The 26189-nt window shown below is 50.9% G+C and carries 23 protein-coding genes; 20 read left to right on the top strand and 3 right to left on the bottom strand.

Annotated features, from left to right (window positions below):
- Nucleotides 1–32 precede the first annotated feature (32 nt).
- The 5 genes from gcvT (at nucleotide 33) to DESLBE_RS22695 (ending at nucleotide 5833) form a co-directional block, all read left to right on the top strand.
- Nucleotides 33–1130 (top strand): glycine cleavage system aminomethyltransferase GcvT, encoded by a 1098-nt coding sequence (gene gcvT, locus DESLBE_RS22675; RefSeq protein ID WP_144678271.1) that lies wholly within the window; start codon nucleotides 33–35, stop codon nucleotides 1128–1130.
- Nucleotides 1131–1262: 132 nt separating this feature from the next.
- Complete coding sequence (gene gcvH, locus DESLBE_RS22680; protein ID WP_015944975.1) at nucleotides 1263–1649, top strand: glycine cleavage system protein GcvH; 387 nt, start codon at nucleotides 1263–1265, stop codon at nucleotides 1647–1649.
- A complete protein-coding gene (gene gcvPA / locus DESLBE_RS22685) occupies nucleotides 1650–2990 on the top strand; it encodes an aminomethyl-transferring glycine dehydrogenase subunit GcvPA (protein WP_144678272.1) in 1341 nt (446 codons plus the stop codon). It begins immediately after the preceding gene.
- Nucleotides 2987–4450, top strand: a complete 1464-nt coding sequence (gene gcvPB / locus DESLBE_RS22690; protein ID WP_144678273.1) for an aminomethyl-transferring glycine dehydrogenase subunit GcvPB — start codon at nucleotides 2987–2989, stop codon at nucleotides 4448–4450. The genes gcvPA and gcvPB overlap by 4 nt, the downstream gene beginning before the upstream one ends.
- An 804-nt stretch (nucleotides 4451–5254) precedes the next feature.
- Nucleotides 5255–5833, top strand: a complete 579-nt coding sequence (locus tag DESLBE_RS22695; RefSeq protein WP_144678274.1) for a phosphate propanoyltransferase — start codon at nucleotides 5255–5257, stop codon at nucleotides 5831–5833.
- A 273-nt stretch (nucleotides 5834–6106) separates the two neighbouring features.
- Here DESLBE_RS22695 and DESLBE_RS22700 read toward each other — a convergent pair whose 3' ends face one another.
- Both DESLBE_RS22700 and DESLBE_RS22705 read right to left on the bottom strand, forming a co-directional pair.
- Nucleotides 6107–6760, bottom strand: a complete 654-nt coding sequence (locus DESLBE_RS22700; protein WP_144678275.1) for an L-2-amino-thiazoline-4-carboxylic acid hydrolase — start codon at nucleotides 6758–6760, stop codon at nucleotides 6107–6109.
- 242 nt (nucleotides 6761–7002) lie between these two features.
- On the bottom strand, nucleotides 7003–7614 hold the full coding sequence (locus DESLBE_RS22705) for a TetR/AcrR family transcriptional regulator (RefSeq protein ID WP_144678276.1): 612 nt from the start codon (nucleotides 7612–7614) through the stop codon (nucleotides 7003–7005).
- 363 nt (nucleotides 7615–7977) lie between these two features.
- On the opposite strand from DESLBE_RS22705, the gene DESLBE_RS22710 reads away from it, so the two are divergent.
- The 5 genes from DESLBE_RS22710 (at nucleotide 7978) to DESLBE_RS22730 (ending at nucleotide 12893) form a co-directional block, all read left to right on the top strand.
- Nucleotides 7978–9228 carry an NAD(P)/FAD-dependent oxidoreductase gene (locus DESLBE_RS22710; RefSeq protein ID WP_172625481.1) on the top strand — a complete coding sequence of 417 codons (1251 nt, stop codon included), beginning with the start codon at nucleotides 7978–7980 and terminating at the stop codon, nucleotides 9226–9228.
- Between the two features lie 19 nt (nucleotides 9229–9247).
- Nucleotides 9248–9889: a hypothetical protein gene (locus tag DESLBE_RS22715; RefSeq protein WP_172625482.1), complete on the top strand. Its 642-nt coding sequence runs from the start codon at nucleotides 9248–9250 to the stop codon at nucleotides 9887–9889.
- 179 nt (nucleotides 9890–10068) lie between these two features.
- On the top strand, nucleotides 10069–10992 hold the full coding sequence (locus DESLBE_RS22720; RefSeq protein ID WP_015944966.1) for a 1,4-dihydroxy-2-naphthoate polyprenyltransferase: 924 nt from the start codon (nucleotides 10069–10071) through the stop codon (nucleotides 10990–10992).
- Nucleotides 10993–11121: 129 nt separating this feature from the next.
- Nucleotides 11122–11952 carry a sugar phosphate isomerase/epimerase family protein gene (locus tag DESLBE_RS22725; protein ID WP_144678278.1) on the top strand — a complete coding sequence of 277 codons (831 nt, stop codon included), beginning with the start codon at nucleotides 11122–11124 and terminating at the stop codon, nucleotides 11950–11952.
- A gap of 83 nt (nucleotides 11953–12035) precedes the next feature.
- A complete protein-coding gene (locus DESLBE_RS22730) occupies nucleotides 12036–12893 on the top strand; it encodes a pirin family protein (RefSeq protein WP_144678279.1) in 858 nt (285 codons plus the stop codon).
- Nucleotides 12894–13003: 110 nt separating this feature from the next.
- On the opposite strand, the gene DESLBE_RS22735 is transcribed toward DESLBE_RS22730, so the two are convergent.
- Nucleotides 13004–14128 carry a Fic family protein gene (locus DESLBE_RS22735; protein ID WP_144678280.1) on the bottom strand — a complete coding sequence of 375 codons (1125 nt, stop codon included), beginning with the start codon at nucleotides 14126–14128 and terminating at the stop codon, nucleotides 13004–13006.
- Nucleotides 14129–14331: 203 nt separating this feature from the next.
- On the opposite strand from DESLBE_RS22735, the gene DESLBE_RS22740 reads away from it, so the two are divergent.
- The 10 genes from DESLBE_RS22740 to carB all read left to right on the top strand — a co-directional run bounded on the left by DESLBE_RS22740 (nucleotide 14332) and on the right by carB (nucleotide 25789).
- Nucleotides 14332–14709, top strand: coding sequence for a DUF5665 domain-containing protein (locus DESLBE_RS22740; RefSeq protein ID WP_015944964.1), 378 nt, complete (start codon nucleotides 14332–14334; stop codon nucleotides 14707–14709).
- 18 nt (nucleotides 14710–14727) lie between these two features.
- A complete protein-coding gene (locus DESLBE_RS22745; protein WP_144678281.1) occupies nucleotides 14728–15396 on the top strand; it encodes a TraR/DksA C4-type zinc finger protein in 669 nt (222 codons plus the stop codon).
- 77 nt (nucleotides 15397–15473) lie between these two features.
- A complete protein-coding gene (gene lspA / locus DESLBE_RS22750; protein ID WP_005811304.1) occupies nucleotides 15474–15929 on the top strand; it encodes a signal peptidase II in 456 nt (151 codons plus the stop codon).
- 34 nt (nucleotides 15930–15963) lie between these two features.
- On the top strand, nucleotides 15964–16968 hold the full coding sequence (locus DESLBE_RS22755; protein WP_005811302.1) for an RluA family pseudouridine synthase: 1005 nt from the start codon (nucleotides 15964–15966) through the stop codon (nucleotides 16966–16968).
- Between the two features lie 45 nt (nucleotides 16969–17013).
- Nucleotides 17014–18195 (top strand): winged helix DNA-binding domain-containing protein, encoded by a 1182-nt coding sequence (locus DESLBE_RS22760; RefSeq protein WP_144678283.1) that lies wholly within the window; start codon nucleotides 17014–17016, stop codon nucleotides 18193–18195.
- Between the two features lie 219 nt (nucleotides 18196–18414).
- Nucleotides 18415–18966 carry a bifunctional pyr operon transcriptional regulator/uracil phosphoribosyltransferase PyrR gene (pyrR, locus tag DESLBE_RS22765; protein ID WP_018306070.1) on the top strand — a complete coding sequence of 184 codons (552 nt, stop codon included), beginning with the start codon at nucleotides 18415–18417 and terminating at the stop codon, nucleotides 18964–18966.
- A gap of 214 nt (nucleotides 18967–19180) precedes the next feature.
- A complete protein-coding gene (locus tag DESLBE_RS22770; protein ID WP_144678284.1) occupies nucleotides 19181–20119 on the top strand; it encodes an aspartate carbamoyltransferase catalytic subunit in 939 nt (312 codons plus the stop codon).
- Nucleotides 20106–21410, top strand: coding sequence for a dihydroorotase (locus DESLBE_RS22775; protein WP_144678285.1), 1305 nt, complete (start codon nucleotides 20106–20108; stop codon nucleotides 21408–21410). The genes DESLBE_RS22770 and DESLBE_RS22775 overlap by 14 nt, the downstream gene beginning before the upstream one ends.
- Nucleotides 21411–21422: 12 nt before the next feature.
- Nucleotides 21423–22526 (top strand): glutamine-hydrolyzing carbamoyl-phosphate synthase small subunit, encoded by a 1104-nt coding sequence (gene carA, locus DESLBE_RS22780; RefSeq protein WP_144678286.1) that lies wholly within the window; start codon nucleotides 21423–21425, stop codon nucleotides 22524–22526.
- Nucleotides 22527–22591: 65 nt separating this feature from the next.
- Nucleotides 22592–25789, top strand: coding sequence for a carbamoyl-phosphate synthase large subunit (carB, locus tag DESLBE_RS22785; protein WP_144678287.1), 3198 nt, complete (start codon nucleotides 22592–22594; stop codon nucleotides 25787–25789).
- Nucleotides 25790–26189: the final 400 nt, after the last annotated feature.

Genomic DNA, 26189 nt, shown 5'->3' on the forward strand with positions numbered 1-26189 from the left:
GGTTAATACTCAATTCTAGGGAGGTGTCCTAAGTGACGGAACTAAAAAGAACACCACTGTATGAGCAGCACCGCCAGGCCGGTGCGAAGCTCATTGATTTCGGCGGCTGGGAAATGCCGGTTCAATACGCCGGAGTCATTGAGGAGCACAAGGCCGTGCGCAGCAAAGCGGGGCTTTTTGATGTCTCTCATATGGGTGAGGTGGAGTTGAAGGGAAAGGATAGCCTTGCTTTTTTGCAGTACCTATTGACCAATGATGTGTCGCGAATTCAGGATAACCAGATTCAGTATTCCCCCATGTGCACCTCTGCTGGGGGTGTGGTGGATGATCTGCTGGTGTATCGTTATAGCCGGGAGCATTTTTTGCTGGTGGTCAATGCCTCCAATACGGATAAGGATTTTGCCTGGATGCAGGCTCAAGCTGAGGGCTTCGAAATAAGTCTGGAAAATCGCTCCGGGGACTTTGCTCAATTGGCTTTGCAAGGCCCTTGGGCGGAGAAAATCCTGCAAAAGCTGACAAGTATGGATTTAACACAGATCAACTACTATTGGTTTAAGCATGGGGAAGTGGACGGAGTCCTTTGCCTGATTTCCAGGACAGGTTATACCGGGGAAGACGGCTTTGAAATTTACCTGCCTCCCGAGCATGCTCCCCGGATGTGGGAAAGAATTCTCGAGGTTGGAGGGTCGGAAGGAGTTCAGCCCATTGGTCTGGGCGCCCGGGATACTCTCCGTTTTGAAGCCAGGCTGCCTTTATACGGCAATGAACTGGGGCCGGATATCACACCTTTGGAGGCTGGACTAGGGTTTTTTGTCAAGCTGGAGAAGGATAACTTTATCGGTAAAGAGGCGTTATCAGCCCAGAAGGAAAAGGGAGTGCCGAGAAAGTTGGTAGGCCTGGAAATGATCGAACGGGGCATAGCCCGCTCCCATTATCCCCTTCAGAAAGAGGGTAAAGAAATCGGCTTTATTACTTCAGGTTCTTTTTCACCTACTTTAAACAAAAACATTGCCCTTGGCTTGATTCCCCCGGAGTATGCTCAAATAGGGGAAACCTTGGCTGTGATCATTCGTGGGAAAGCCGTTAAAGCCCGGATTATTCCTTCACTGTTCTACAAACGGCAGGGGTAAAGCGGTGCGAAAATCGTCCTCGCCGGGCAAGGCAGGTTTTAAGTGCTACAGAGCACTGGGGATGTTAAAAAACACGATTAAATGGGGTTAGGGACCTGTTCCTTTTCCCCGCAAAATAAGGAGGATGATAGTATGAATCCAGTAGAATTAAAGTACAGCAAATCTCATGAGTGGGCTAAGGTCGAAGGAAATACTGTGACTTTGGGGATTACGGCTCACGCTCAGGACAGCTTAGGAGATGTGGTCTTTGTGGAGCTGCCTGATAACGATACCACGGTGGTGGCCGGGGAGGCCTTTGGAACCGTTGAATCCGTCAAGGCCGTGTCGGATATGATTGCTCCGGTCAGTGGCAAGGTTATCGATTATAATCAAGAGGTGCTGGATTCTCCGGAACTTCTCAATGATGATCCTTATGGTGAGGGATGGCTGATTAAGGTGGAAGTGGATGATCTGACGGTATTGGATGAACTCTTATCAGCCGCGGAATATGAGGCGTTTCTTGCGGAGGAGGGCCAATAAATGAATTATGTGCCGAACACGGTGGACCAGCAGGAACAGATCCTCACCCGGATTGGCGTGGGCTCCCTTGAAGAGCTTTTTGCGGATATCCCGGAAAGCGTTCGGCGCCAGGCCCAATTGAAGATTCGGGAAGGGCTGTCTGAGCTGGAACTGGTAAAATATATGGGCAGGCTGGCTGCAGAGAATAAAACGGTGGAAGAGTATACCTCTTATCTGGGAGCGGGGGCTTATGAGCATTTTATCCCCAGTTATGTGGATCAGCTCTTGCTGCGCTCGGAGTTCTATACGGCCTATACCCCTTATCAACCGGAGATCAGCCAAGGGACCTTGCAGGCCATCTATGAGTTCCAGACCCTTGTCTGTGAGCTGACCGGAATGGACGGGGCCAATGCTTCCATGTATGATGGGGCATCGGCCCTCGCCGAAGCAGCTTTAATGAGCTGTGACGCCACCCGGAGAAAGAAAGTCCTGGTGCCCCAAACGATTCATCCGGAATACCGGGAGGTCCTCCGGACCTATCTGCTTCCCCGGGGGGTGGAAATCCTGGAGATCCCTTATCAGGAGGGAGCTGTAGACTCTGAGGCTTTAGAAAAAGTATTGAATACCGAGGTGGCGGCGGTTCTGCTCCAGAGCCCTAATTTCTTTGGTATGATCGAAAAAGCTGAAGAGATCGGCCAAATGGCTCATGCCAAGGGCGGACTGCTGGTGATGGCGGTTAATCCGGTGTCTTTGGGATTGCTTAAATCTCCCGGGGAGCTGGGGGCGGATATCGTGGTCGGCGAGGGTCAGCCCTTTGGCAATCCCCTGAACTTCGGCGGTCCCTATCTGGGGTTTCTGGCTTGCCGGGAAAAATATGTACGTCGGATGCCGGGTCGGATCGTAGGCGCCACCAAAGATAAAAACGACAAGAAGGGCTATGTGCTCACTCTGCAGGCCCGGGAACAGCATATCCGCCGGGAAAAAGCAGCCTCCAATATCTGTTCTAACGAGGCCCTTTGTGCCCTGGCTTTTACCATTCATCTCTCGGGATTGGGAAAACGGGGATTAAAGGAGATGGCCAGGCTTAATCTGCAGAAGGCCCATTACGGGGCTGAGGAGATTGGCAAGCTTCCCGGCATGAGCCTTGCTTTCCAAGGTCCTTTCTTCCATGAATTTGTGATCAAGACTGAGGTCAGTCCCCGCAAAATCAATGAAGCTCTTTTAAGCCATAAGATCATCGGCGGGCTGGAGCTTTCCCGCTTCTACCCTGAGCTGGATCAGCATCTTCTCTTCTGCGTAACAGAAACCAAGACCAAGGAAGATATTGACAGGCTGGTGGCCGGAATGGGGGAGATAAAATGAGAGCCTTGGAACCGCTGATTTTTGAACTAAGCAGGGAAGGGAGAACAGGGGTAAGCCTGCCCTCCTGCGGTGTGCCGGAAATTCCTCTCGAGGAGCTGATTCCTCAAGAGTTTTTAAGAGATAAGGAACCTGAACTGCCGGAAGTTTCCGAGGTGGATGTGGTCCGTCACTTCACCCGGCTCTCTTCCTTCAATCATGGAGTGGATACGGGTTTCTATCCTTTAGGCTCCTGCACCATGAAATATAACCCTAAGGTTAATGAGAAACTGGCCCGCTTGCCGGGCTTCAGTCAGATTCATCCCTATCAGCCGGAAGAATTAACTCAGGGTGCCCTGGGTTTGATGGTTGAACTCCAGGAGGAACTTGCCGAGATTACCGGCATGGATGCCTTTACATTACAGCCCGCTGCCGGTGCCCATGGGGAGATGACCGGGATTCTGATCATCAAGGCCTACCATGACCACCGTCAGGATGTTAAGCGCAGGAAGGTTATTGTTCCCGATTCCGCTCATGGGACCAACCCGGCCACAGGGGCCATGGCCGGCTATGAGATTGTTCAGGTGCCCAGCAATGAGCGGGGAGGGGTGGACATCGAGGCCTTGCGCCAGGTGGCCAATGATGAAGTGGCTGCCTTGATGCTGACCAACCCTAACACCCTGGGATTGTTTGATGAAAACATCCTGGAAATCGCTGAAATCATCCACGCTGTGGGGGGCCTGATCTATTATGACGGAGCCAATGCCAATGCCATCATGGGCATAGCCCGCCCCGGGGATATGGGCTTTGATGTGGTGCATCTCAACCTGCACAAGACCTTTTCCACTCCCCATGGCGGGGGCGGACCAGGGTCAGGTCCGGTAGGGGTGAAGGAATTCCTCGCTCCTTATCTGCCTAAACCCGTGGCAATCCGGACCCCTGAGGGCCGTTACTCATGGGATGAGGACCGTCCGCTCTCCATTGGCCGGGTAAGAGCTTTTCAGGCTAATTTCGGAGTCCTGGTAAAGGCCTATGCCTATATCCGGGCCTTAGGCGGGGAGGGGCTGAAAGCCGCCTCTCAGAATGCCGTCCTCAACGCCAACTTCCTGATGAGCATCCTGAAAGACCATTATCACCTGCCCTATGACCGGGTGTGTATGCATGAGTTTATTATCACTCCCAAAAATCTCAAGGAGTATGGCATCCATACCTTGGATATTGCTAAGCGGCTTTTGGATTATGGCTACCATCCCCCGACGATCTACTTCCCTCTCATTGTGGAAGAGGCCATGATGATCGAGCCTACAGAGACGGAGAGCCTGGAGACTCTGGAGCAATTTGCCCGAGTGATGATCCAAATCGCTGAAGAAGTGAAGCAGGACGCGGAAATGGTGAAAAATGCCCCCCATGATACCCTGGTAACCCGTTTGGATGAAACAGGGGCTGCCCGCAAACCCGATCTGCGCTGGCGGAAACCGCAGTAAAGGATTCGCAGCTAAAGCAAAGCTATCAGTGAGTGATATTTGTGAGTGATCAGAAGGGTTATGATTAGTCAAAAGATCGCCTTAGTCAAAAGATCTCCCGGCCGCTTTTCCGGCGGGAGATCTTTTGGCGGTTCTTTCCGGGTAGCCGGTTATGGGCGCAGGTAGTACCGGCGGCTCCTGCGACACCGGCGAAGGCTTTATCAAGGCAGCCGACCATGCTGCTTAAGCAGCGCGGTAAAGACGGAAAAAACTGCTTGGATCGGTAACTTATCCTACAAAGCCTTATATGCACAGACCCGAAAAGCAGCCCAAGGATTTTGATTTACACAAGGGAAGCGACTTTAAGCGAGCGGAAACAAAACTTCGCGAAAAGCCTGCAGCGAAGGAAAGGTTGGAAACAGGACGTTTCCAACCCGCCATTGAGAACAAAGTGCGAAAGCAGTGCTTTCGAGGAGCGATTTGGCGGGACGAAACCCGGACGAGGGTTTCGCCCAAGCCGCCACGCCACAGAGAATAACTCAGCGGCGCAGGTCCTTTCGGAGCGGAGGGCTTGAGCGGTAGTTTTGTCCGCGCAGCTTATGGAGCGACTGGTGTAAAGCAAAATCCTGGAGACTCGGCTTTCGCCTCTCTTCCAGAACAACATGTAATGCCCCAAGCAACTTTAGGAAATGCTAAGAAAACCCTTTAAAAAACCCTTAAGCCAAAGTAACAATTTTCAGATACAGATTTTTGCCGAATTGTGGAGTATAATTAATCAATGTGCATACGAGAAGCTTGCAAAATCTAAACCAGGAGGTTATTATAATGCAAACCTTTAAAGTTCCTGTAGGAATTTCCAATCGCCATGTTCATCTCTCCGAAGAACATATTGAAGTTTTATTTGGTGCCGGACATCAGTTGACCCGGACCAAGGATTTATCACAGCCCGGTCAATTCGCCTGTGAAGAAACGGTAACCCTGGTGGGGCCAAAGGGCACCATGGCCAATATCCGGGTGCTGGGACCTGCCCGCAAAGCAACCCAGGTGGAACTGGCAGCCACGGACACCTTTAAGCTTGGCGTCAAACCCCCGGTCCGGGATTCGGGAGATCTTTCCGAAACGCCTGGTTTGGAGCTGGTTGGCCCTGCCGGAAAAGTGCAGATCGAAGCTGGAACCATTATTGCTGCCCGCCATATTCATATGACTCCGGAAGATGCTGAAAAATACGGTTTAAAAGATGGAGATCATGTCAAGGTCCAAGTCACCGGGCCACGGGCCGGGGTCTTTGAACGGGTATTGATTCGGGTAAACCCCAATTATGCGCTGGATATGCATGTGGATACGGACGAAGGCAATGCCTTTGGTTTAAAAAATGGGGATTTGCTGGACGTTATTATCGAGTAAGAACTCACTCGGCATCCCCATTGGTAATGAGGCAATAGGGATGCTGTACGTATACTATTCGAATGAGAACAACGCTAATAAAATAAACCTGTCACAGGAAGAGGAGTTTCTTGTCCTGGGATGGGTTTTTTTACAATAAAACGCTATGCGTTCCGGTGGTCGTGTATGAAGCGGAAATAGAGAATCTTTTGCTTGCGAACCGCCGTCTGGAGGGAAAATTGTTTTGCTGATCACGTACGGCGAGGAGCTGGTGAAGAGGTGCTGCACGCATCTTTACCGGCTCGGGGGATGACGGACATTCGTTTTTTTTACAACATGAAATTCGCATACATCATCGCCGTCGGCCAGCGTTTGGGTGCGAATCAGATTCGCTCCCATTTGGTCATAGGTAATGAAATCAATCTTACAGATATATTTTACGAGAGCAAAGCAGTCTTCGCGTTTTCCAAGCTCGCATATGGCGCACTGACGAAACGTGGTGATGTGCTCGTCCGGACCTTTTATTTCATGTGTAAAGACCCAATCCGTACTGTATTCCCGTTTCTGCGAACGCTCCGCGGCGATGGTTTTTTGGCGCATCATTTTTTCGGAAAAGGCATCCTTTTGGGAATAGGATTTGAGCAAGAACGGTGTATGTGCCGCATGATCTGTCATTTCCCCGAACATTTGCTCGCTGATGGTGCCGTTCGCTGCCTTATAAACCGCAAAAAACATCGCAGCCATGATAAGACCTGAGCGGAAAATGTTATCCTTACCGCCCACCGAAGGGGTTCTGAGCAGCATTTTCCGGTATTCCTTCTTCGCTTTTCTGCGGATCAAAGCTGCTTTTTCTTTTCCCAGGATGCCGGTAAGATAGCCGAAAACCCTTTTACTAAACATAAGAAACAAAATTCTTGCCTGCATATCATAGGTGAAGGTTTCTTTCATTGCCGTTCCTCTCCTCATCTCACGTTAATGAAGCGTCAGTTCTTTGACAAAAATCTTTCCTTTGCGCTCCCTGCCGGAAAGCTTGTCGTTGGCTTCCCCCGGCAGGGCCTGACATAGGACAGAATGCTCCCTATGACTCCTTTTTTTTCATTTGTTCTCCTCCTTTGGGAGGTGAGTTTTAGTTAGGGGAGACTAACTTTTGTGTTAAAAAATTTTTGGGTTTTCAGACGCGTCTTTAAGGTTCAAAACCCTAAAACAGCTTGCCAGTTAAAAAATCTGGTAATAATGCTGCAATGGTGCAGCGCTTTTTCTTTGGAAAAATCATGGATGATCGTTTCGAACAGGGTGGACCAATATGCCGTCAGGAGGATGTGGAGCTCATCTTCGTCAATGCGGATTTTTGTAAGCCCCCGGGCAAAGGCTTCTTCCACAAAGGCCAGGGTATGTTTGGTGTTCTCAGCTACAAAATCATTCAAAAAATTCGCATATACGGAGCCTGCGGAGCAGCACAAAAGAAGCTTAAAGCCGTCGTATCTGGAGAAAAGAAACTCGATCCACCTTTGGTGGGTTGCTTCCGACATATCCCACACCGCCTGCATTTCTGCCCGTTCCAGGTGTTCATAATTACTCTGTTCCACGGCTTCGCTTAAGGCGTTGATGTCCTTCAGAGTAGGTTCCAGTACGGCCGCGAACAATTCCTCCTTTCCGGAAAATCTTTTGTACAGAGCGCCGGTGGTGACGCCGGCTTTTTGGCATATTTCCCGCAAGGAAGCCTCGGCAAATCCCTTTTGCAAAAACTCTTCTTTCGCGCTGACCAATATCTTAGGATCAATGCTGCAATTGGGTAATGACATGACATCCCTCCCACGTAGATAACATCGTTATCGATAACGATGTTATCAGTATAATGCAATCCTTTTTTTCTGTCAAGATATACGCCTGTTTCTGCAATTGCCGCCGAGCGGGTTGGGGTGAAATACTCTTGCCTGATTCGACCTTTTGTTAGGCATGACTATATAGACAACAAGTGGGTCGACAGTGTCGACCTAGCGAAGTAACAAAGTACGAAAGCAGTCTTTGGGGACTTTCTTTACGATAAGTCTGAAAAGTGAAGATTGGTTTAGGCTAAGAAAATAGTGTATTATATAAGAGATTAACATATAAGAGATTTAACAATTAAAGCGTCAGTAAGACGAGGGATTCTATGGATAAGGGGGATGGCAATGCCCAAAGAAGAAAAGCTCAAAGTCGCCGTGGTGGGAGGAGGAGCCGCCGGTCTTTTGGCAGCGGTGATCGCCAGGCGGGAAGGGGCAGAGGTTAGGATATTGGAAAGGAATCAACGGGTCGGCAAGAAAATCCTGACCACAGGCAATGGGCGCTGTAACCTGACGAATACGGATTTGCATCTATCCCATTACCATGGCCAAAATCCTAAATTTGCTTATAGCGCTTTACAAGCTTTTGATAATCACCGGGCCATCGACTTTTTTGAGGAGCTGGGTATCACTCATAAAGTTGAAGAAGAAGGCAAAGTCTTTCCTTTTTCCAATCAAGCCTCCAGTGTCCTGGATGTTCTGCGTTATGAAGTGGAGCGCTTGGGGATCGAGACGATCCTCGAAGCGGAAGTGAAAGAGATTCGTAAAGTGAGCCAAGGCTTTGATTTGGCGGCAAAGGATGGCAAGAAGTATTTTGCCCATCGCGTTATTCTGGCTGCCGGAGGTAAGGCCGCTCCTAATCTGGGTGCCAATGGCAGTGGGTATGCATTGGCCGAAAAACTGGGACATCACCTGGTGGAACCCTTCCCGGCTTTGGTCCAGCTGAAGCTGGAGTCGCCCTTCCTCAAACAGATTAAAGGCATCAAATTCGATGGCGGGGCGGAAGTGCTGGTCAAGGGAAAAACTTTGGCCAAAGCCCAAGGGGAAATCTTATTTACGGAGTATGGGATTTCCGGTCCGCCGATTTTCCAATTAAGCCGGACGGCTGCCGAAAAACTGCGGATGAAGGATGAGGTTTGGCTTAAGGTGGTGTTGCTCCCCACTTGGCCCAGGGAAAAGCTGGAGGGGTATCTAAGCAAGCGCTGGGAGGAGGCTCCGGAAAAGAGCGTGCATTTCAGCTTTGTGGGCTTTATCAATAAGCAGTTAGTTCCCGTGCTCCTCAAACAGTCCGGCCTTGAAGAGATCAATAAGCCGGTCTCTGCTTTGACCGCCCGGGAAAAGGCCGGAATTCTGAACCTGCTTCAAGACTGGCGCTTCCAGGTCATCGGCACCAACAGCTGGACAGCTGCTCAGGTCACGGCCGGAGGCATTGATGTTCGTGATATCAACCCCAGGACCATGGAATCTCTGCTGGTGCCGGGACTTTATTTTGCCGGTGAGATCCTGGATATTGACGGAGACTGCGGAGGCTATAACCTGCAATGGGCCTGGTCCTCAGGCTATGTGGCGGGCAAGAGTGCTGCTGAAGGATGATGAAAGGCGGTGTGGAAAGATGATTTCTAAAGCCATTGCCAACCCGGATATTTATAAATTCGTGGATACAGATCAAGAGCCGCTCTATTATGGGGCATGCCAGCGCTGGTATCCCACTACTTGGCAGCGCCTGGCCGGCTGCGGTCCCTGTACTGCCTCCAATATTATGTATTATCTTACCCATGGCCGGCTTGCGCCTGGAGAGGGTTTTCGGAGCCGCGGGGAATGGATTGCCTTAATGGAAGAGTTGTGGAAGTATGTTACCCCCTCCCTCAAAGGGGTCAATAAGCTGAGCATGCTTTATGAACCATTGGCAGCGTTTGCCCGGACCAAGGATATCTCTCTTGAATATCACCTTTGTGAGGTGCCTGAGGAGGTTCACCGCCGGCCATCCTTAGGGGAGGTTGTGGATTTTTTAGCTGAAGCCCTGGACCAGGATGCCCCTATTGCTTTTCTTAACTGGTGCAATGGGGAGGTAAAAAACCTGGACCGCTGGCACTGGGTCAATATCATTCAGCTGGATTTCGATGAGGCAAAGCAGAAAGCCTATGGAACGATCCTGGATGAAGGCAGACTAAAGAAGATCGATCTGGCATTATGGCTGAAAACCAGCACATTGGGCGGGGGATTTGTTTATTTCACGCCAGCGGGGAGCGTTTAAGCTCCTTTTTTCTGATTTCTTTCTTTATCCCTGTTTGAGAAATGGATATAATAAGGCTATTGGGTTGTCTTTTGATGCTGATACGAGAAGGTATCAGTGAAAAGATTGAGGAACTATAACGAGAAATATAATGAGAAGTGTAATGAGAAATATAATAAGAACTTAATGAGGAGAGAGCTATGAGCAGTGACTTCACTTCCCGACCGCCCCAAAAACACCATTGGAAGATATGGTGGGAATTAATTCGTCCCCATACCTTGACGGCCGCCACAGTTCCGGTTCTGCTGGGATCGGTTCTGGCCTTGCTGGAGGGGAAGACCCATCTGCTGCTTTTTGCCGCTATGATGATCGCCAGCCTGCTCATTCAGGCGGCAACCAATCTTTTTAATGAATACTACGATTATAAGCGGGGATTGGATACAGAGAAATCGGTGGGCATTGGCGGCGGCATTGTGCGTCATGGTATGGCTCCCCGCCTGATTATGACCCTTGCTCTGAGTATGTATGCTATCTCGGTACTGCTGGGCGTCTATATCTGTGCTTCTTCCTCCTGGTGGCTGGCAGCGGTAGGGTCCCTGTGCATGCTGATGGGCTATCTTTATACCGGCGGTCCTTATCCTATTTCTTATACTCCCTTGGGAGAGCTGTTTTCCGGTTTGTTTATGGGCTTCCTGATCATCCTGATCGCCTTTTTCATTCAGACCGGTTATGTCTCAACTACTGCTGTTTTAGTGGCGGTTCCCAGCGGTATTTTAGTAGGGCTGATCAATCTAAGCAATAATTTGCGGGACCGGGATGGGGATAAGGCCAACGGACGTAAAACCATTCCTGTTTTATTGGGACCGGAAAAGACCATCGTATTTATGGGGATGATGTTTGCCGTTGCTTATCTCTGGATCGTGGGGCTGGTGATGGCCCGGCTTGTTACCCCCTGGGCTCTTTTGGCCTTGCTGAGCATACCCAAAGCGAGGCAAGCGACAAAAGGCTTTGTAGGGAAAGTGGAACCCATTACCATGATGCCGGCTATGAAAGCGACCGGACAGACCAATACCTTTTTTGGTTTGCTGCTGGCTCTGGGGCTGTTGGTGGGGTATTTTCTCTAATGTACGGACTTTAAAGAAGAGAGCAACCCGCCTGAGGCGGGTTTTCTTTATTATGCTCAAGGCAATCCTCAGCGGAGTCTTTAGGCTCAGGGTTAATGAGGGATTGGCAAGAGAGGGAGGGAAAAGATAGTGAAGGTGCCGGAACAAAAGATAGGTATTTTTTCCTGGTTTGGGTTTGTCCTACCCTTCGGGGAGAGAATCTCATTAATACAGGAAGCGGGGTTTACAGGAACCTCCCTTTGGTGGGAGGATGAAGAGGAGCCCTTTCCTATGCCTAAGGAAAGGATGCCGGCCTTAGTGCGGGAAAGAGGGTTAATCCTGGAGAACATTCATGTACCCTGGTGTGATGCCAATGCCCTATGGTCGGATGATCAAGCTTTGCGCCGAGAGATCATCGCCAGGCATAAGCAATGGATAGAGGATTGCGCACGGTTTGAGATTCCTTTGCTGGTGATGCATTTATGCGATGGGGAAAATCCGCCGGCGCCCAATGAGTACGGGTTGGCAAGTATGGGGGAGCTGGCCAAAGCTGCTGAGGAGCTGGGCGTCAGGATTGCCGTGGAAAATACCCGCCGCAGGGACAGTGTGGACTATGTGCTTCAACATATTGCTTCCCGGGCCTTGGGTTTTTGCTTTGACAGCTCTCACCACAGGCTGACGGATCAGGAGGACTTTCAACTGCTCAGAACCTGGGGCGACCGCCTGATGACCACTCATCTTTCCGACAATGACGGGTTAAAGGACCGGCACTGGCTGCCCGGCCATGGTGTGATTGATTGGGTTAGAGTTGCTGATGCTTTCCCCAGGCTGTATAAGGATTTTCTCACCTTGGAGGTCTATCCTACCCCTTTGGAAGGACAAGGGAGGCCCGAGGAATTTCTGGCGAGGGCTTACGATAGAATTACCGGAATCAGAGCCTTGATCGAGCAGGCTCAAAAGTCCGCCCAAGGCATGGTCTGAGCCTAAAGATGTTGCAGTGTGCAAGCAGTGCTGTCAGATGATCAGCCTTAAGCATGGTGTTTGGAAAGGAAGGGAAAAAGGATATGAAGAAACGCGACATTAAAAAAATGATCCGGGGACAGAGAGCGACAGACGGAGCGGGCGTCCGGCTGGTTCGCGTCCTTGGGCGCCGGGATGTGGAGGATTTTGATCCCTTTCTGATGCTGGATTCCTTTGACTCGACGGATCCCGAAGATTATGTGGCAGGGTTTCCTATGCATCCTCACCGGGGGATAGAAACCATCACCTATTTGATTGCCGGGGAAATCGACCATGAAGACAGCCTGGGCAACAAGGATACCATTCATGCCGGTGAAAGCCAGTGGATGACCGCCGGCAGCGGCATTATGCATCAGGAAATGCCCCAGGAATCGGCTCGGATGCTGGGTTTTCAACTGTGGCTGAATATGCCCCGTGGGGAAAAAATGGCCCCGCCCGCCTATTTGTCCATTACCCAAGACAAGATAGGCAAAGCGGCCAAAGAGGGCGCGGAGATTCGTATCCTGTCGGGGCGGCTCGGCGAAACGGCAGGCGTGACCACCAAACATATTCCGGCCACCATCTATGATGTTTCTCTTGCCCAAGGGAGAGAGGTTGAGATTCCCACCCATCCGGAGGAAAATGTGTTTGTCTTTTTGATCGAGGGGGATGCCTTGATCAACGGGGAGCTGATTGCCGCCAAAACGGCGGTATTGTTTGGGGAGGGGGAGTATATTTCTGTAGCCGCTCCTCCGGGACTTGAGCTGAGATTTGCTTTTTTTGCGGCCAAACCTCTGGGAGAGCCCATCGCCTGGGGAGGACCGATTGTGATGAATACCCGGGAGGAATTGGAGCACGCTTTTGTGGAGTTAAGGGAAGGGACGTTTATTAAGCATAAATCTCCCCGACCTACGCTACGCTAAGAGGATCTTACAAATGTTTCAAGAAATGGATAGAGCTCAGGGTTCATTTTACCACCTTTTTAGCGGTGGTAGTATTCTCCTTGTCTGATGATAAATAAGTCACCATGGAACTATTTGAGTAAATACCGGTATCTTTCCGGTTCCAAGCGAATCTCTTCGGCTAGGGCGTGATATTCAGGGGTTAGCACTATAGAACGAATGCGTTGTCCATCGGTGTCTCGAGGCATGACAAAGCCGTCTTTAATCCATCTTTTTATTTTGTCTCGAATTGTTCTATCAGATAGGTTCAACCATTTTCTCAAATCAGATGTACTTGCCCAGTTATAGCGAAAGGCAAGCTGAGTGAACACTATGCGCTGATTTGGATCGAGAACCCGAATTAATTCTGGTTCAATTATTGTATATTCTTGGCTTTTTTGTTCTACAAGGTTAGCGGCTTCTTCAAAAACTTCAGCTAAACCCGAAATAAAAAACTCCAGCCATTGGGTAATATCACAATCATTTCTACCAAAATAATAATTGTGCTGTAGTCCCATTTGTAGGTTTTTATAATACTCTCTGAGGTTGCGATCATAGAATGATTCAAGTATAAACAAACCTTTTAGACCAAGCCCCCCAAACCTAAGGATATAAGTAGCTATCATTCTGGCTGTTCTTCCATTACCATCCATGTAAGGATGTATTGTTAGAAATTGCCACATTACTACTCCTGCCTTAATTGGGGCTGGAATAGTTTGAGCACTTGATGAATTCACCCAAGCCACAAGATCCTCCATGAGGCTTGGGACATCAGATGGTTCCGGAGGAAGATACCAATTAGATTCATTACGTTTTCCTACTTGGTTTTGATCGGATCTGTATTCGCTTAGGCGGGGGCGCCGACCATGATTTATAACTCTGATGATTGCGTGAAGTTTTTTAACAAATTCTTCGGTTATAGGTAATTGTCTTTCCTCGCATTCATCAAGATATTCGATCGCTTTCATCAAGTTGTAAACTTCTTGCTGCTCACCTGATGTATGTTGATGGTAAAGAGCTGCTCTTTTCATTTGTTCGTCAAGAGTATTTCCTTCAAGTTTAGTGGATAATAGAACGGTTTCTTCCCGGGATTCCTTCCTCAGTAATTCTAGAATTGAAGAAGGAAGTGGCAGGTTTTCTACAAGTAGACTAGATCTTTGTATTTTCATTAAGTTTTGTGCCATTGTATTAGTAATGTTATATCGGGGATTAAACATGGTAATGCCTCCTTTAATAATATTATATCATTGCCGCTAAATTGCCGCAATAAACATGGAATGATTATTGTTTTTAGAGGCCGTTGTTCAGTTCGCTTTTTCGGGCTGGATGACGGCTTTTTATATTTTTCTGGGCAGAATTCAGGGTAATTTATTTTCACCTGGGGAAAACTGATGTTGAAATCATGGCGAGGTGAAGACAGTTGACGGCCTCCAAAAAGAAAGTTAGACATGCAAAAGAAGATCCAGAACGCATTGGCCAAGGGACCGATGAAGCCCGGCTGCCCAATAATGAGCCGCTGGATTGGGACGAGCTGCGGGATAAGGTAACGGAACTTTATCTGGTACTGGAAAGGATCAATCTCACCGAATATATTGCCTATCTCAACAACCCCCGGCGGCTGCTTTGGCTTAATTTTGGCGTGGGGCTGGTTAAAGGCTTGGGAGGTGCCATCGGGGCTACCCTCTTGCTGGGCCTGCTGGTGATGTTTTTGAGGCGTCTGGTTTTACTTAACCTTCCGGTGATCGGCGGAGTCATCGGCGAAATCGTCAAGCTCGTCAATGCCCATAATGGATATTAGACAAGGAGGAGACTTAGCATGGATACCAGTAAATACGCCCGGCTTATTGAACAACTGAAGAAAGATAAAGAGGAGGCTTGGGCAACAGCTCAGGGACTGATTACGGGAGATATGAGAGAATCCATCGCCGAACTTTCCTTAATCGACAACCATCCCGCGGATATTGCCACTGAGGTTTATGAGCGTTCCCGGGATGTGGCCATCCACGACCGGCTTCACCACCGCATCCAGGCTATTGACTCCGCCCTTCAGCGTTATGAGGAGGGAAAGTACGGCCTCTGTGAGCATTGTCAAAAAGAGATTCCCCTGGGAAGGCTTGAAGCGTTGCCCTTCACTACCGTCTGCACGGAATGCAGCCGTCTTGAGGAAATGGAAGAACAACATTCCCTGCATCGGGACTCTGTGGAAGAAGACATTCTGGACATGCCTTTCGCCAGGACCTTTAATGATGGCAAGGATCAGGTGGGCTTTGATGGAGAAGATTCCTGGCAAGCTGTGGCCCGCTTCGGCACCTCGGATACCCTGCAGGATTTAGGAACCAATCATGATTTGAGTGATCCGAACAGCTTTTATGAGCACGGGGATGAAGTCATCGGTGCCGTACAAGCTGTGGAAACCATCGAAGTAGAACTGGAGCCTGGGCATGCCAATACAGTGTATTATGGGAAAAAGCACGGCCGGACATAAAATGGCCACGATTGCCCCACCCCACCCTCCTATGATAATATAGACTGAGCAAATAGAAGTTCTGGGAGGGTAATCGCTTGCTGATATGGATAACGATTGGGGTTATTTGGGCAATTGACCGTGTACTGAAGGTTTTAATTCAGGGGAACTTTGTCGTGGGGGAATCGGTCCCTGTTATCCCTGACTTTTTTCACTTGACTTATGTTCTGAATCCGGGAGCAGCTTTTGGATTGCTGCCGGGCCGGACCTGGATTTTTATCCCTGCAGCCGTTATTGTCTGTGCCGGGATCATTTATGCCCAATTCAAAATACCCCGGCAAGAATGGTTGATGCGTTTGACCCTGGGGTTAATCGGCGGAGGTGCTTTGGGTAATCTTTATGACCGTTTGTTCATCGGTAAGGTCGTGGATTATCTTGATTTCCAAATCTGGCCCTTCGTCTTTAATTTCGCCGACAGCGCCATTGTCGTCGGTGTGGGGCTATTGATGATCTTGATGCTGCTTGAGGATCGCAAGGAGCGCAAAACAGAGTAAATTGAGGGAATACGGGAGAGAACAGGGGATAATTATGAATTGGGAAGGGTTGAATACCGGATTGGAAGCTGAAGAGCTGGAACTGGAACTGGAGTTAGAGAACGAGGAGAGAGAACACCAGGAAGCGGAACAGAAGATGGAGTTCCGGCTTGCCGAAGGAACCCGCCTGGATGTGGGGGTTACGGAAAGGGTAGGCAAAAGCCGGTCTTTCATCCAGGGATTGATCGAGGAAGGCCATGTCTTGGTCAATGGGGCCGCCAGAAAAGCCAATTATAAAGTGCGGGCCATGGATCAGATTACGGTGGTGATTCCTCCTCCCAGGGAATTGAAGGTGGAAGCGGAGAATATTCCTCTGGAAATTCTCTATGAGGATGAGGACGTCCTGGTCGTGAACAAGCCTCAGGGTATGGTGGTGCATCCGGCCCCGGGGGCCTGGACGAAGACCATGGTGAATGCCCTGCTTTACCATTGCCGGAATCTCTCGGGAATTAATGGGGTATTGCGCCCCGGCATTGTCCATCGTATTGATAAGGATACCTCGGGGCTTTTGGTCGTGGCCAAAAATGACCTGGCCCATCAAGGCTTAGCGGAGCAGATCAAAGCCCACAGTATGGCCAGACGCTATCTGGCTATTGTGCACGGAGTGGTGTTCGAGCCCTCAGGAACTGTGGATGCGCCTGTGGGCAGGGATCCCGCCGATCGTAAAAAGATGGCGGTGGTTTTTCAGAATGCCAAAGAGGCTGTGACTCATTATGAAGTCCTGGAGAGGTTCCGTGACTTTACCTTGCTTGAAGCCCGGCTGGAAACAGGCAGGACTCATCAGATTCGGGTCCATATGGCTTATCTTAAGCATCCTGTGCTGGGAGATCCTCTTTATGGACCAAGGAAGAATCCCTTCGGCCTGCAGGGGCAGATGCTTCATGCCCAACTTTTAGGGTTTCAGCATCCGCGCAGCGGGGAGTATATGGAGTTCAGCGCCCCGGCTTCCGGGCTGTTTCAAAAGGTTCTGGAGGAGATTCGCCGGGATGAGCTGGAATGAGGCGCTTGGGCCGGGGGCAGGGTGATTAGAATAGGGTGAGGATAGATGACGGAGATAAACAGCCAAACCATCAGGTTGTTTCGCTTATATACCCATCATCTGGATATGCGGCGTGAAAAGAACTGCATCCCCGCAATCGCAGGTGCTTGTGGGATGCAAAACACCCCGCCCGGTGCGTGGGAAACTGCTTTGTTTAACCGCATTTCCGATTGCAGCCTTGGGGACATGAACGGGCTTCTTTATACGGAAAAATCCCTCCTACAGGCGTGGAGCTTTCGTGGCGCGCCTGTGGTGTTTCCTGCCGGGGAAAGCGACGTATTTCTGTCCGCTCTCGTTCCTGAGGACAGTGAGGATTGGATTTATACCCGTGGGATTTCGGGGGCACTCGACTTTTTACAAATGCCTTTTGATGAATTACTGGGCAAGCTAAAACAGGTTATGCCATGGCTGGATGACCAAACAATAGAAAGCAAAAGTACCCTTGACCAGGCATTAGCGGCAGGGATGCTGCCGCTTTTGCCTTTTGAAAAACGGGATTTGTGGAACAGCCCTTCCATGTACGGAGCACCCGACCGGCAGACCGTTGGCGGGGCTGTGGTGTCTTTCCTGCTGCGGCCATGTGCCTTTTTGGGGTTGGTGGTATTCGGGGAACGCATTGGCATCAGTCCTACTTTTACCTCCTACAAGGGCTGGCTGGGGCAGAAGCTTAACCCTGGCGGGGACGCGGTAAAAAAGCTGATGCGGAAGTTTCTGCACTGTTATGGTCCCACCACCCCTCACGCTTTGGCGAGCTGGCTGGGCTGTTCGGAAAAACAAGCACGGCGCATGTGGGAAGCTGTTTCCGCTGAGCTGGAGCCGGTCAGTGTATGTGGAAAGAAAGCCTTTATTCTGTCTGAGGATAAAGATTTGCTGTGTTCTCCACCTTCTCCGCAAAGGGAATGGCTTCTTCTCGGTGGGCATGATCCGTATCTTGACCAGCGTGACCGGCATATCTTGCTGGATGATCAGGCCCTTCATAAGCAGGTTTGGAAAACAGTAACCAATCCAGGGGCTATTTTGCAATCCGGTGAAATCGTTGGTATTTGGACGAGCAAAAAGAAGAGCAAGGGCATAGAAGTCAAAATGACCTTGTGGAAGGATCGGTCGGCCGAAAAACAAAAGATCTATGACTTGGTCGAAGAATACGTCGTTTTCCGGCAAGAAAAACTGCTGAAAATTGAGCAATAGCTTTCATTTATGGAGTGTGTTGGTTTAAAGCAATCAATTGCCTGGAATATTAAATATTACGCCAATTCATTGAGACATTGACATTGGACAAAATCTAAGCTAGACTAAATTCAATGAAGCCTTTAAAAAGGTCCCGTGAGACACAGAAGGCAGGAAGAAGTAGGGTAAACTGTCTGCTGTGGTAGGCAGTTTTTTATATGCCGAAAGGAGTGCAAACCCTTGGAAGGAATCACAAAGAGCAAGATCCTTGACGCGGATGGAATTCGTCGGGCGATCACCCGGATAGCTCATGAAATTGTCGAGAAAAATAAAGGGACCGACGGAGTGGTCTTAGTGGGAATCCGCCGGCGGGGTGTTCCTCTGGCTGAGCGGATTCAGCAGCGGATCGAGGAATTTGAAGGGGTTAAGCTTCCTTTGGGAATTCTGGATATCACCCTATATCGGGATGATTTAAGTCTGATTGATGTTCAGCCTGTGGTTCATCAGACCGAAGTGCCCTTTACTATCGAAGGAAAAACAGTGGTCCTGGTGGATGACGTTCTCTACACGGGACGTACAGCCCGGGCGGCTCTGGATGCCACCATGGACTTAGGGCGGGCGGAAAAAATACAGCTGGCCGTTCTCGTGGACCGGGGACATCGGGAACTCCCGATTCGCGCGGACTATGTGGGGAAAAACCTGCCTACCTCAAGGCGTGAGATTGTCTCCGTCTGCATTAAGGAGATTGATGAGACGGAAGAGGTCCTTTTGCTGGAGCGAGTGGATAAGTAAATTCCGGCTCTACGGATATGTATAATGATGAGTGAATTGAACTTCATAAACACCCTTTAAGTGCTTTCCAGAGAGTGAGCCAAGGGTAGAGAATACAGGATCTTTGTATCCTTATATCCTCTTGCCTTTGGCAAGGGGATTTTTTGTTATCAGGAAGTATAAGAACCACCGATTCGTTAAAGGTAATAAAAGAAAAAGATAAGGGGAGAAGCATATGGGCTGGTCACGTAAAGATTTACTGCATATTGAAGATTTGCCTGCCAAGGAAATTCAACTCATCCTCAATACAGCCAAACCCATGAAAGAAATCATGTCCCGGGCAGTCAAGAAACTGCCCACCTTCCGGGGGAAATCGGTCTATAACCTGTTTTTTGAATCCTCGACCCGCACCCGGACTTCCTTCGAGACGGCGGCGAAGATTCTCGGTGCTGATACCTCCAGCCTGGCGGTGGCCCAAAGCAGTCTCAATAAAGGAGAGACCCTGCTGGATACAGTGAGGACCTTGCAAGCCATGAAACCGGATCTTGTGGTCATCCGCCACTCCAGTTCCGGCGCCGCCCAGTTTCTGGCCAAAGAACTCAAGGCCGGTGTGATCAATGCCGGGGATGGCCAGCATGAACATCCCACCCAAGCCCTGCTGGATTTGTATACCATGCAGGAGCGCCTGGGCAGTGTGGAAGGGCGTAAAATTCTCCTGGTGGGGGATATCCTCCATTCCCGGGTAGCCCGCAGCAATGTCTGGGCTTTGAAGAACTTAGGCGCGGAAGTGGTTCTGGTGGGGCCTCCCACCTTGCTGCCTACTGAAATCAAATCCTGGGGAGTGAAAACGACCTTTAATCTGGATGAAGAACTGCCCGGAAGCGATGTGATTATGGCTCTGCGCCTGCAGCTGGAACGCCAGCAGTCGGGACTTTTGCCCAGCTTGCGGGAATACTCTCAGCTCTATGGCATTACGGCCGAACGGGTCAAGAAGACCGGCAAACAAACCTTAATCATGCATCCCGGTCCTGTGAACCGGGGCGTGGAGATTGAGAGCAGTATTGCCAATTCCAGTCAATCGGTGATTGAAGAACAGGTGACCAATGGGGTTGCAGTGAGAATGGCCATTATGTATTTATTGTTAGGAGGAGGAACCGCTCATGTGGTGGATTAAAAATGCTCAGGTGGTTGACCCGGCTCAGGGACTTGCCGGTGTCTATGATGTACTGATTGGAGAAGGAAAGGTTCTGCAGCTTAAAAAAGGACTTACCGAAGCTGAAGTCAAAGGGGAATGTGGAGAAGCGGAATGGCAGGAGATTGATGCCGCAGGAAGCTATCTTTTCCCCGGATTGATCGATGTGCACACCCATTTGCGGGAACCGGGCCGGGAAGATAAGGAAGACATCGCCAGCGGCTCCCGGGCAGCCGTCCGGGGCGGATTCACCACGATTTTAGCCATGCCCAATACCACGCCTATTCTGGACCAAAAAGCCCTTGTGGAATATGTAGTGAACCAGGGGAAGAAAGTTGGTTTAGCCAAAATTCATCCCATCGCCGCCATCACCAAGGGTCAGGCGGGGAAAGAACTGGTGGAGATGGTGGAACTGGCTGCCGCAGGAGCGGCGGGCTTTTCCGATGATGGCAGAGGAGTTCAGCAGGGGGAAATGATGCGCCTGGCTCTGGAGTATGCCAAACTGACCTCCTGTCCGGTGATCAGCCATTGCGAAGATGAGAGCCTGGCTCATAAGGGAGTAATGCACCGGGGAATCGTCAGCACCCGTCTGGGCTTAAGAGGAATCCCCAGCAGCTCGGAAAGCGTCATGGTGGCCCGGGATATTCTCCTTGCCGAAGAGAGCGGAGGCAAACTCCATCTAGCCCATATCTCTGCTAAAGAAAGTGTGGCCCTGATTCGTGAAGGGAAAAAGCGGGGTGTGGATGTGACTGCCGAAGTGAACCCTCATCATCTGCTCTTTACCGACGAGGCTGTGGCTCAGACCCCTTATGGAACATCCTATAAAGTCAATCCCCCTCTGCGCAGGGAAGAGGACCGGCAGGCCTTGATTGAAGGTTTGCTGGACGGAACCCTTGATATGCTGGCCACCGACCATGCTCCCCATACCTGGGAAGAGAAAACCAACCCCTTTGATGAGGCACCTTTCGGAATTTCCGGTCTGGAAACCGCTTTAGCCGCAGTCTGGCAAGAGCTGGTGACCCCCGGCATTCTGCCCATAGAGCTCCTGATTAAGGCTTGGAGCATGAATCCCGCCCAGCGCTTCCAGCTGCCGGGGGGAACCTTAAAAGTCGGCGGGCCGGCGGATCTGATTCTTTTTGACCCCGAGCACACAGAACTCATCGATACGGAGTACCTGGCTTCAAAAGGCAAGAACACCCCCTTCCTGGGACAAAGACTGCAAGGATTCCCCGTCAAAGTCTGGGTGGATGGCCGCCTGGTTTATGAAATTTAAGGAGGGCTAAGCATGGCGTTTCTCGTATTGCAAGACGGTACAGCTTTTGAAGGAGAAAGGTTTGGAGCCTGGCCGGAAGATAAAGAACAAGAGACTCAAGCCGGGGAGGTGGTGTTCAACACCTCCATGTCGGGATATCAGGAAATGATTACCGACCTTTCTTACACAGGTCAGATTCTGGTCCTGACCCATCCCCAAATCGGCAATTACGGCTGGCATGATGAAGAAAATGAAGCGGATAAAATTCTGCTCAGAGGGCTGGTAGTGCGGGAGCTTTCCCAAGGGGAAGGCAGCGCTCACGGGGATCGTTCCCTGGAACAGTTTTGCAGGCTGCATAACATCTGGGGCTTGAAAGGAATCGATACCCGGGCCTTAACCCGCCATATCCGCAATCAGGGCACCCTGCCGGGAGTCTTTGCCCACACCCTGGAACAAGGGAAAAAGTATTGGCAAGAGTACGCCAACATTTCCTCGGCTGCGGAAAAAGAGCCCCATTGGGTTTATCAGGCTACAGTCAAAGAGAGTTATGAAATTCCGGGGAGCGGTCCTTATGTGGCGGTCCTTGATTGCGGAGCGAAGCGCAATATTCTCCGCGCCCTGCAGCAAAGAGGATTAAGAATCCGGGTGTTCCCTGCGTGGAGCAGTGCGGAAGAGATTTTAGCCTCTTCCCCCAAGGGAGTGTTCATCAGCAATGGACCTGGGGACCCCAGCGGACTGCCCGAGCTGATTGAGACGGTCCGGACACTGCTGCCCCAGCTGCCGATCATGGGGATTTGCCTGGGTCATCAAATTCTGGCCCTGGCCGCCGGGGGAAAAACCTATAAACTCCCCTTCGGTCACCGGGGAGGGAATCATCCCGTCCAGGATCTGCGCACAGGTCAAACCACCATGACGGCTCAGAATCACGGCTATGCCGTTGCCGAAGATTCTATGGCCGGGACAGGATTTCAAATTATATTGCGCAATTTAAATGATGGCACGGTGGAAGGAATGGAGCATACTCAGTATCCCGTTTACTCCGTTCAGTATCACCCGGAGGGAGCTCCGGGTCCGGAAGAGAACGAGATGCTTTTTGAAGGATTTTTTGCCGCGATAGGTGCCGGAGCAGCCGGCTGAGCAGGGGACAGCCTATCCCCTGAGGAAGAGATAACCCAGGAAAGCCGGGAAAACAGGAGGAATATATGAACGCAGAGAACGGAAACAGGAACACGAAGAAATGGAATAAAGTGCTGGTGATCGGTTCCGGTCCTATCGTCATCGGGCAAGCGGCGGAATTCGATTATGCGGGAACCCAGGCTTGCCGGGCCTTGCAGGAAGAAGGGGTGGAGGTGGTTCTGGTCAATTCCAATCCGGCCACCATCATGACGGACCAGGAAGTGGCGGATCGGATCTATATCGAACCCCTGACGGTGGAATTTCTGGAGAGAATTATTGAAAGAGAACGGCCTGACGGCATCATCGCCACCATGGGAGGGCAAACCGGCCTGAATCTGGCTTTTCAGCTGGCGGAAAAGGGAATTCTCCAGCGCTGCGGCGTTCAACTGATGGGAACTTCCCTGGATAGCATCACCAAGGCAGAGGACAGGGAACATTTCCGGAGCCTGATGAGAGAGCTGGGGGAGCCGGTTCCTCCCAGTGTTATTGTATCGGATCTAGAAGAAGCCCTCAGCTTTGGCGAGGAGATCGGATACCCTGTGATTGTCCGCCCTGCCTATACCTTGGGTGGTACAGGGGGGGGCATTGCCCATAACCGGGAGCAGCTCAGGGAAATCGCCAAAAGCGGCTTACAGGCCAGCCTTATCGATCAGATTCTGGTGGAAAAAAGCGTGGCGGGCTGGAAAGAAATCGAATATGAAGTGTTGAGAGATAGTCAGGGGAATTGCATCACCATCTGCAACATGGAGAATATGGACCCGGTAGGGGTGCATACGGGGGACAGTATGGTTGTGGCTCCTTGCCAGACCCTGACGGATCGGGAGGTTCAGGCCCTGCGCACCTCCTCCCGCAAAATCGTGGCGGCTTTAGGGATTGAAGGAGGATGCAATGTCCAATATGCCTTGCATCCGGAACGGCTGGAGTATGTGGTGATTGAAGTGAATCCCCGGCTGAGCCGCTCCAGCGCCCTGGCTTCCAAAGCCACAGGCTACCCCATCGCCAAAGTGGCGGCCAAGATCGCTTTAGGATATACTCTTCCGGAGCTGACCAACGCCGTCACCGGCAAAACCAGCGCCTGCTTTGAACCGGCTCTGGACTATGTGGTGGTCAAAATCCCCCGCTGGCCTTTTGATAAATTCTCTGATGCGGACCGCCGCCTGGGAACCCAGATGAAGGCTACAGGGGAAGTCATGGGCCTGGGTCGGAATCTGGAGACTGCTCTGCAAAAGGCTGTCCGTTCATTGGAAATCAAAGCCTTTGGCCTGCTGCTCCCGGAATTCCAGGAGCTTACCGATGAAGAGATTCTGGAACGCTGCCAAAAGCCTGATGATCAATTGCTGTTTATTCTCGCCGAAGGGTTGAGAAGGGGACTAAGTCTTGAACAGATTCAGAAGGCCAGCAGTTGGAATCTTTACTTTCTCACGGCTATTGAGCGGATTGTCAGGATGAGTGAAGCACTTCAATTCTCTCCCTGGGATGAGGAGCTTTTGTTAAAAGCCAAGCGAATGGGCTTTGCGGATCGGGAGCTGGCCCGTCTCTGGCAGACCACGGAAAAAGAAATATATGCTTACCGGCGGGAAAAAGGTTTGCAGCCTGTTTTCAAGATGGTGGATACCTGTGCCGGTGAGTTTGAGGCCTTGACCCCTTATTTCTACTCCAGCTATGACCAGGAGGATGAAGGAATGCCCTCCCAGAGGCGCAAGGTGGTAGTACTGGGCTCCGGTCCCATCCGGATTGGACAAGGGATTGAATTCGACTATTGCTCCGTTCACTCCGTTCTGGCTTTGAAAAAAGCCGGTGTGGAAACCATCATCATCAATAATAATCCGGAGACCGTCTCCACGGATTTTGACACCGCAGACCGTCTCTATTTTGAGCCTTTAACTTTGGAAGACGTCTCAGCTGTCCTGGAGCGGGAGCAGCCGGAGGGCGTGATTGTCCAGTTCGGCGGTCAAACGGCCATCGGTCTGGCCAAGCCCTTAGCTGAGAGAGGATATAAAATCCTGGGCACCGGCATTGAGGATATCGATCGGGCTGAGGAACGGGGGCAATTCGATGAAGTGCTCCATACCATCGGCGCCAAGCGGCCTAAGGGAGGCCAGGCCTCTTCTCTGGCAGAAGCGGTTGAAATGGCCGCCCGCATCGGCTATCCTCTGATGATTCGCCCTTCCTTTGTCTTGGGAGGCCGGGCCATGGAGATTGTCTATTCAGCCTCTGAGCTGGAAAATGTGGTGAACCGGGCCATGGCTGATTTCCCAGGCCAGGAGCTATGGATGGATCAGTACCTGGTGGGCAAGGAGGTGGAGGTGGATGCCATCTCCGACGGCAAGAATGTCAGTCTGCCCGGAATTATGGAGCATCTGGAGCGGGCCGGAGTTCACTCGGGAGACTCCATCGCCGTCTACCCTCCCCAGACTTTGTCCGAACCTTTAATCCACCGGATCACCCTGCTGACCACGGAAATCGCCCGGGCTTTAAATGTGATTGGTCTGCTTAACATTCAATATGTCATCTTCCAGGATGAAGTCTATGTGATTGAGGTTAACCCCCGCTCCAGCCGTACGGTTCCCTTTATCAGCAAAGTGACCGGACTGTCCATCGTGGATTATGCCACCGAGGTCATTCTCGGCAAGACTTTGACGGAATTGGAACTGCCCTTAGGCTTGTGGCCTCTCCCGGAACGGGTGGCTGTTAAGGTCCCTGTGTTTTCCTTCTCCAAACTCCATCGGGTGGAGCCCTCCCTGGGTCCGGAGATGAAGTCCACCGGGGAAGTGATGGGAGTGGACCGGACTTATGAAAAAGCTCTCTACAAAGCCCTCTTAGCGGGGGGATTCAATATGTCCGCCCACGGCAGTCTCTTGGTGACCTTAGCGGATCGGGACAAGGTGGAAGGGCTCCCCTTGGTCAAGAAATTCGCCGACCTGGGCTTCCGCATCTTAGCTACGGAAGGAACGGCTAAAATCCTCAGGGAAGAAGGAATTCAGGTTGCGCCGGTGGCCAAGCTCCATCAAGGTTCCACGGAGATTACCGATGCTATACGGCAGGGTGTGATTCAATGCGTTCTCAACACCACTACCCACAACAAAAAGCAGGAAAGCGACGGCTTCGCCATTCGCCGCACGGCGGTAGAGCAAGGGATTCCCTGCTTCACCAGCCTGGACACCGCTTCCGCCTGGGTTCATGTGCTGATGTCGTTTTTGCCCAGTCTGATGTCGCTTAAGTAAGGTGAAAAATGGGGACAGGTACGGTTTTTCAGAGTAGCCTGCCATGCCGTGTGCGGCGTCAGCAGAGAATGAAAAAATCTGTCAGGGTCGTGTAGCTTTACGCACAACGCTCACTCCATAGCTCCGGGACTGGTCAACTCGCTTTCTTAACAGCTCCGCCAAACCCCGTTGCTTTCAGCATGTGGCCGCTCCTGCACGTCCATGTGCCCGCGGCATCAGGACCTCCATGTCCAAGCAACCGGTGGCTGCGCTATGTTAAGAAAGCCTCATTGACCTGACCGCCCTTCCGCTAAATCCGTCCGCTTTTGTGCGTAAAGCTACGCTTGCGGGTCGTTTAGCTCTGTTTTGGGTCTTTTTCAGAACGGGATAACCTCAAAAAATAGAAAATTGGATACAGATA

Origin of the sequence: Desulfitobacterium sp. LBE, assembly GCF_007830365.1 — a bacterium.
Taxonomy (GTDB): Bacteria; Bacillota; Desulfitobacteriia; order Desulfitobacteriales; family Desulfitobacteriaceae; genus Desulfitobacterium; species Desulfitobacterium hafniense.

What these genes read in the sequence shown, in the direction of transcription:
- gcvH (WP_015944975.1), top strand. Translation starts at nt 1,263, where the DNA reads ATGAATCCAGTAGAATTAAAGTACAGCAAATCTCATGAGTGGGCTAAG.
- gcvPA (WP_144678272.1), top strand. Translation starts at nt 1,650, where the DNA reads ATGAATTATGTGCCGAACACGGTGGACCAGCAGGAACAGATCCTCACC.
- gcvPB (WP_144678273.1), top strand. Translation starts at nt 2,987, where the DNA reads ATGAGAGCCTTGGAACCGCTGATTTTTGAACTAAGCAGGGAAGGGAGA.
- DESLBE_RS22695 (WP_144678274.1), top strand. Translation starts at nt 5,255, where the DNA reads ATGCAAACCTTTAAAGTTCCTGTAGGAATTTCCAATCGCCATGTTCAT.
- DESLBE_RS22700 (WP_144678275.1), bottom strand. Translation starts at nt 6,760, where the DNA reads ATGAAAGAAACCTTCACCTATGATATGCAGGCAAGAATTTTGTTTCTT.
- DESLBE_RS22705 (WP_144678276.1), bottom strand. Translation starts at nt 7,614, where the DNA reads ATGTCATTACCCAATTGCAGCATTGATCCTAAGATATTGGTCAGCGCG.
- DESLBE_RS22710 (WP_172625481.1), top strand. Translation starts at nt 7,978, where the DNA reads ATGGCAATGCCCAAAGAAGAAAAGCTCAAAGTCGCCGTGGTGGGAGGA.
- DESLBE_RS22715 (WP_172625482.1), top strand. Translation starts at nt 9,248, where the DNA reads ATGATTTCTAAAGCCATTGCCAACCCGGATATTTATAAATTCGTGGAT.
- DESLBE_RS22720 (WP_015944966.1), top strand. Translation starts at nt 10,069, where the DNA reads ATGAGCAGTGACTTCACTTCCCGACCGCCCCAAAAACACCATTGGAAG.
- DESLBE_RS22730 (WP_144678279.1), top strand. Translation starts at nt 12,036, where the DNA reads ATGAAGAAACGCGACATTAAAAAAATGATCCGGGGACAGAGAGCGACA.
- DESLBE_RS22735 (WP_144678280.1), bottom strand. Translation starts at nt 14,128, where the DNA reads ATGTTTAATCCCCGATATAACATTACTAATACAATGGCACAAAACTTA.
- DESLBE_RS22745 (WP_144678281.1), top strand. Translation starts at nt 14,728, where the DNA reads ATGGATACCAGTAAATACGCCCGGCTTATTGAACAACTGAAGAAAGAT.
- DESLBE_RS22755 (WP_005811302.1), top strand. Translation starts at nt 15,964, where the DNA reads ATGAATTGGGAAGGGTTGAATACCGGATTGGAAGCTGAAGAGCTGGAA.
- DESLBE_RS22760 (WP_144678283.1), top strand. Translation starts at nt 17,014, where the DNA reads ATGACGGAGATAAACAGCCAAACCATCAGGTTGTTTCGCTTATATACC.
- DESLBE_RS22770 (WP_144678284.1), top strand. Translation starts at nt 19,181, where the DNA reads ATGGGCTGGTCACGTAAAGATTTACTGCATATTGAAGATTTGCCTGCC.
- DESLBE_RS22775 (WP_144678285.1), top strand. Translation starts at nt 20,106, where the DNA reads ATGTGGTGGATTAAAAATGCTCAGGTGGTTGACCCGGCTCAGGGACTT.
- carA (WP_144678286.1), top strand. Translation starts at nt 21,423, where the DNA reads ATGGCGTTTCTCGTATTGCAAGACGGTACAGCTTTTGAAGGAGAAAGG.
- carB (WP_144678287.1), top strand. Translation starts at nt 22,592, where the DNA reads ATGAACGCAGAGAACGGAAACAGGAACACGAAGAAATGGAATAAAGTG.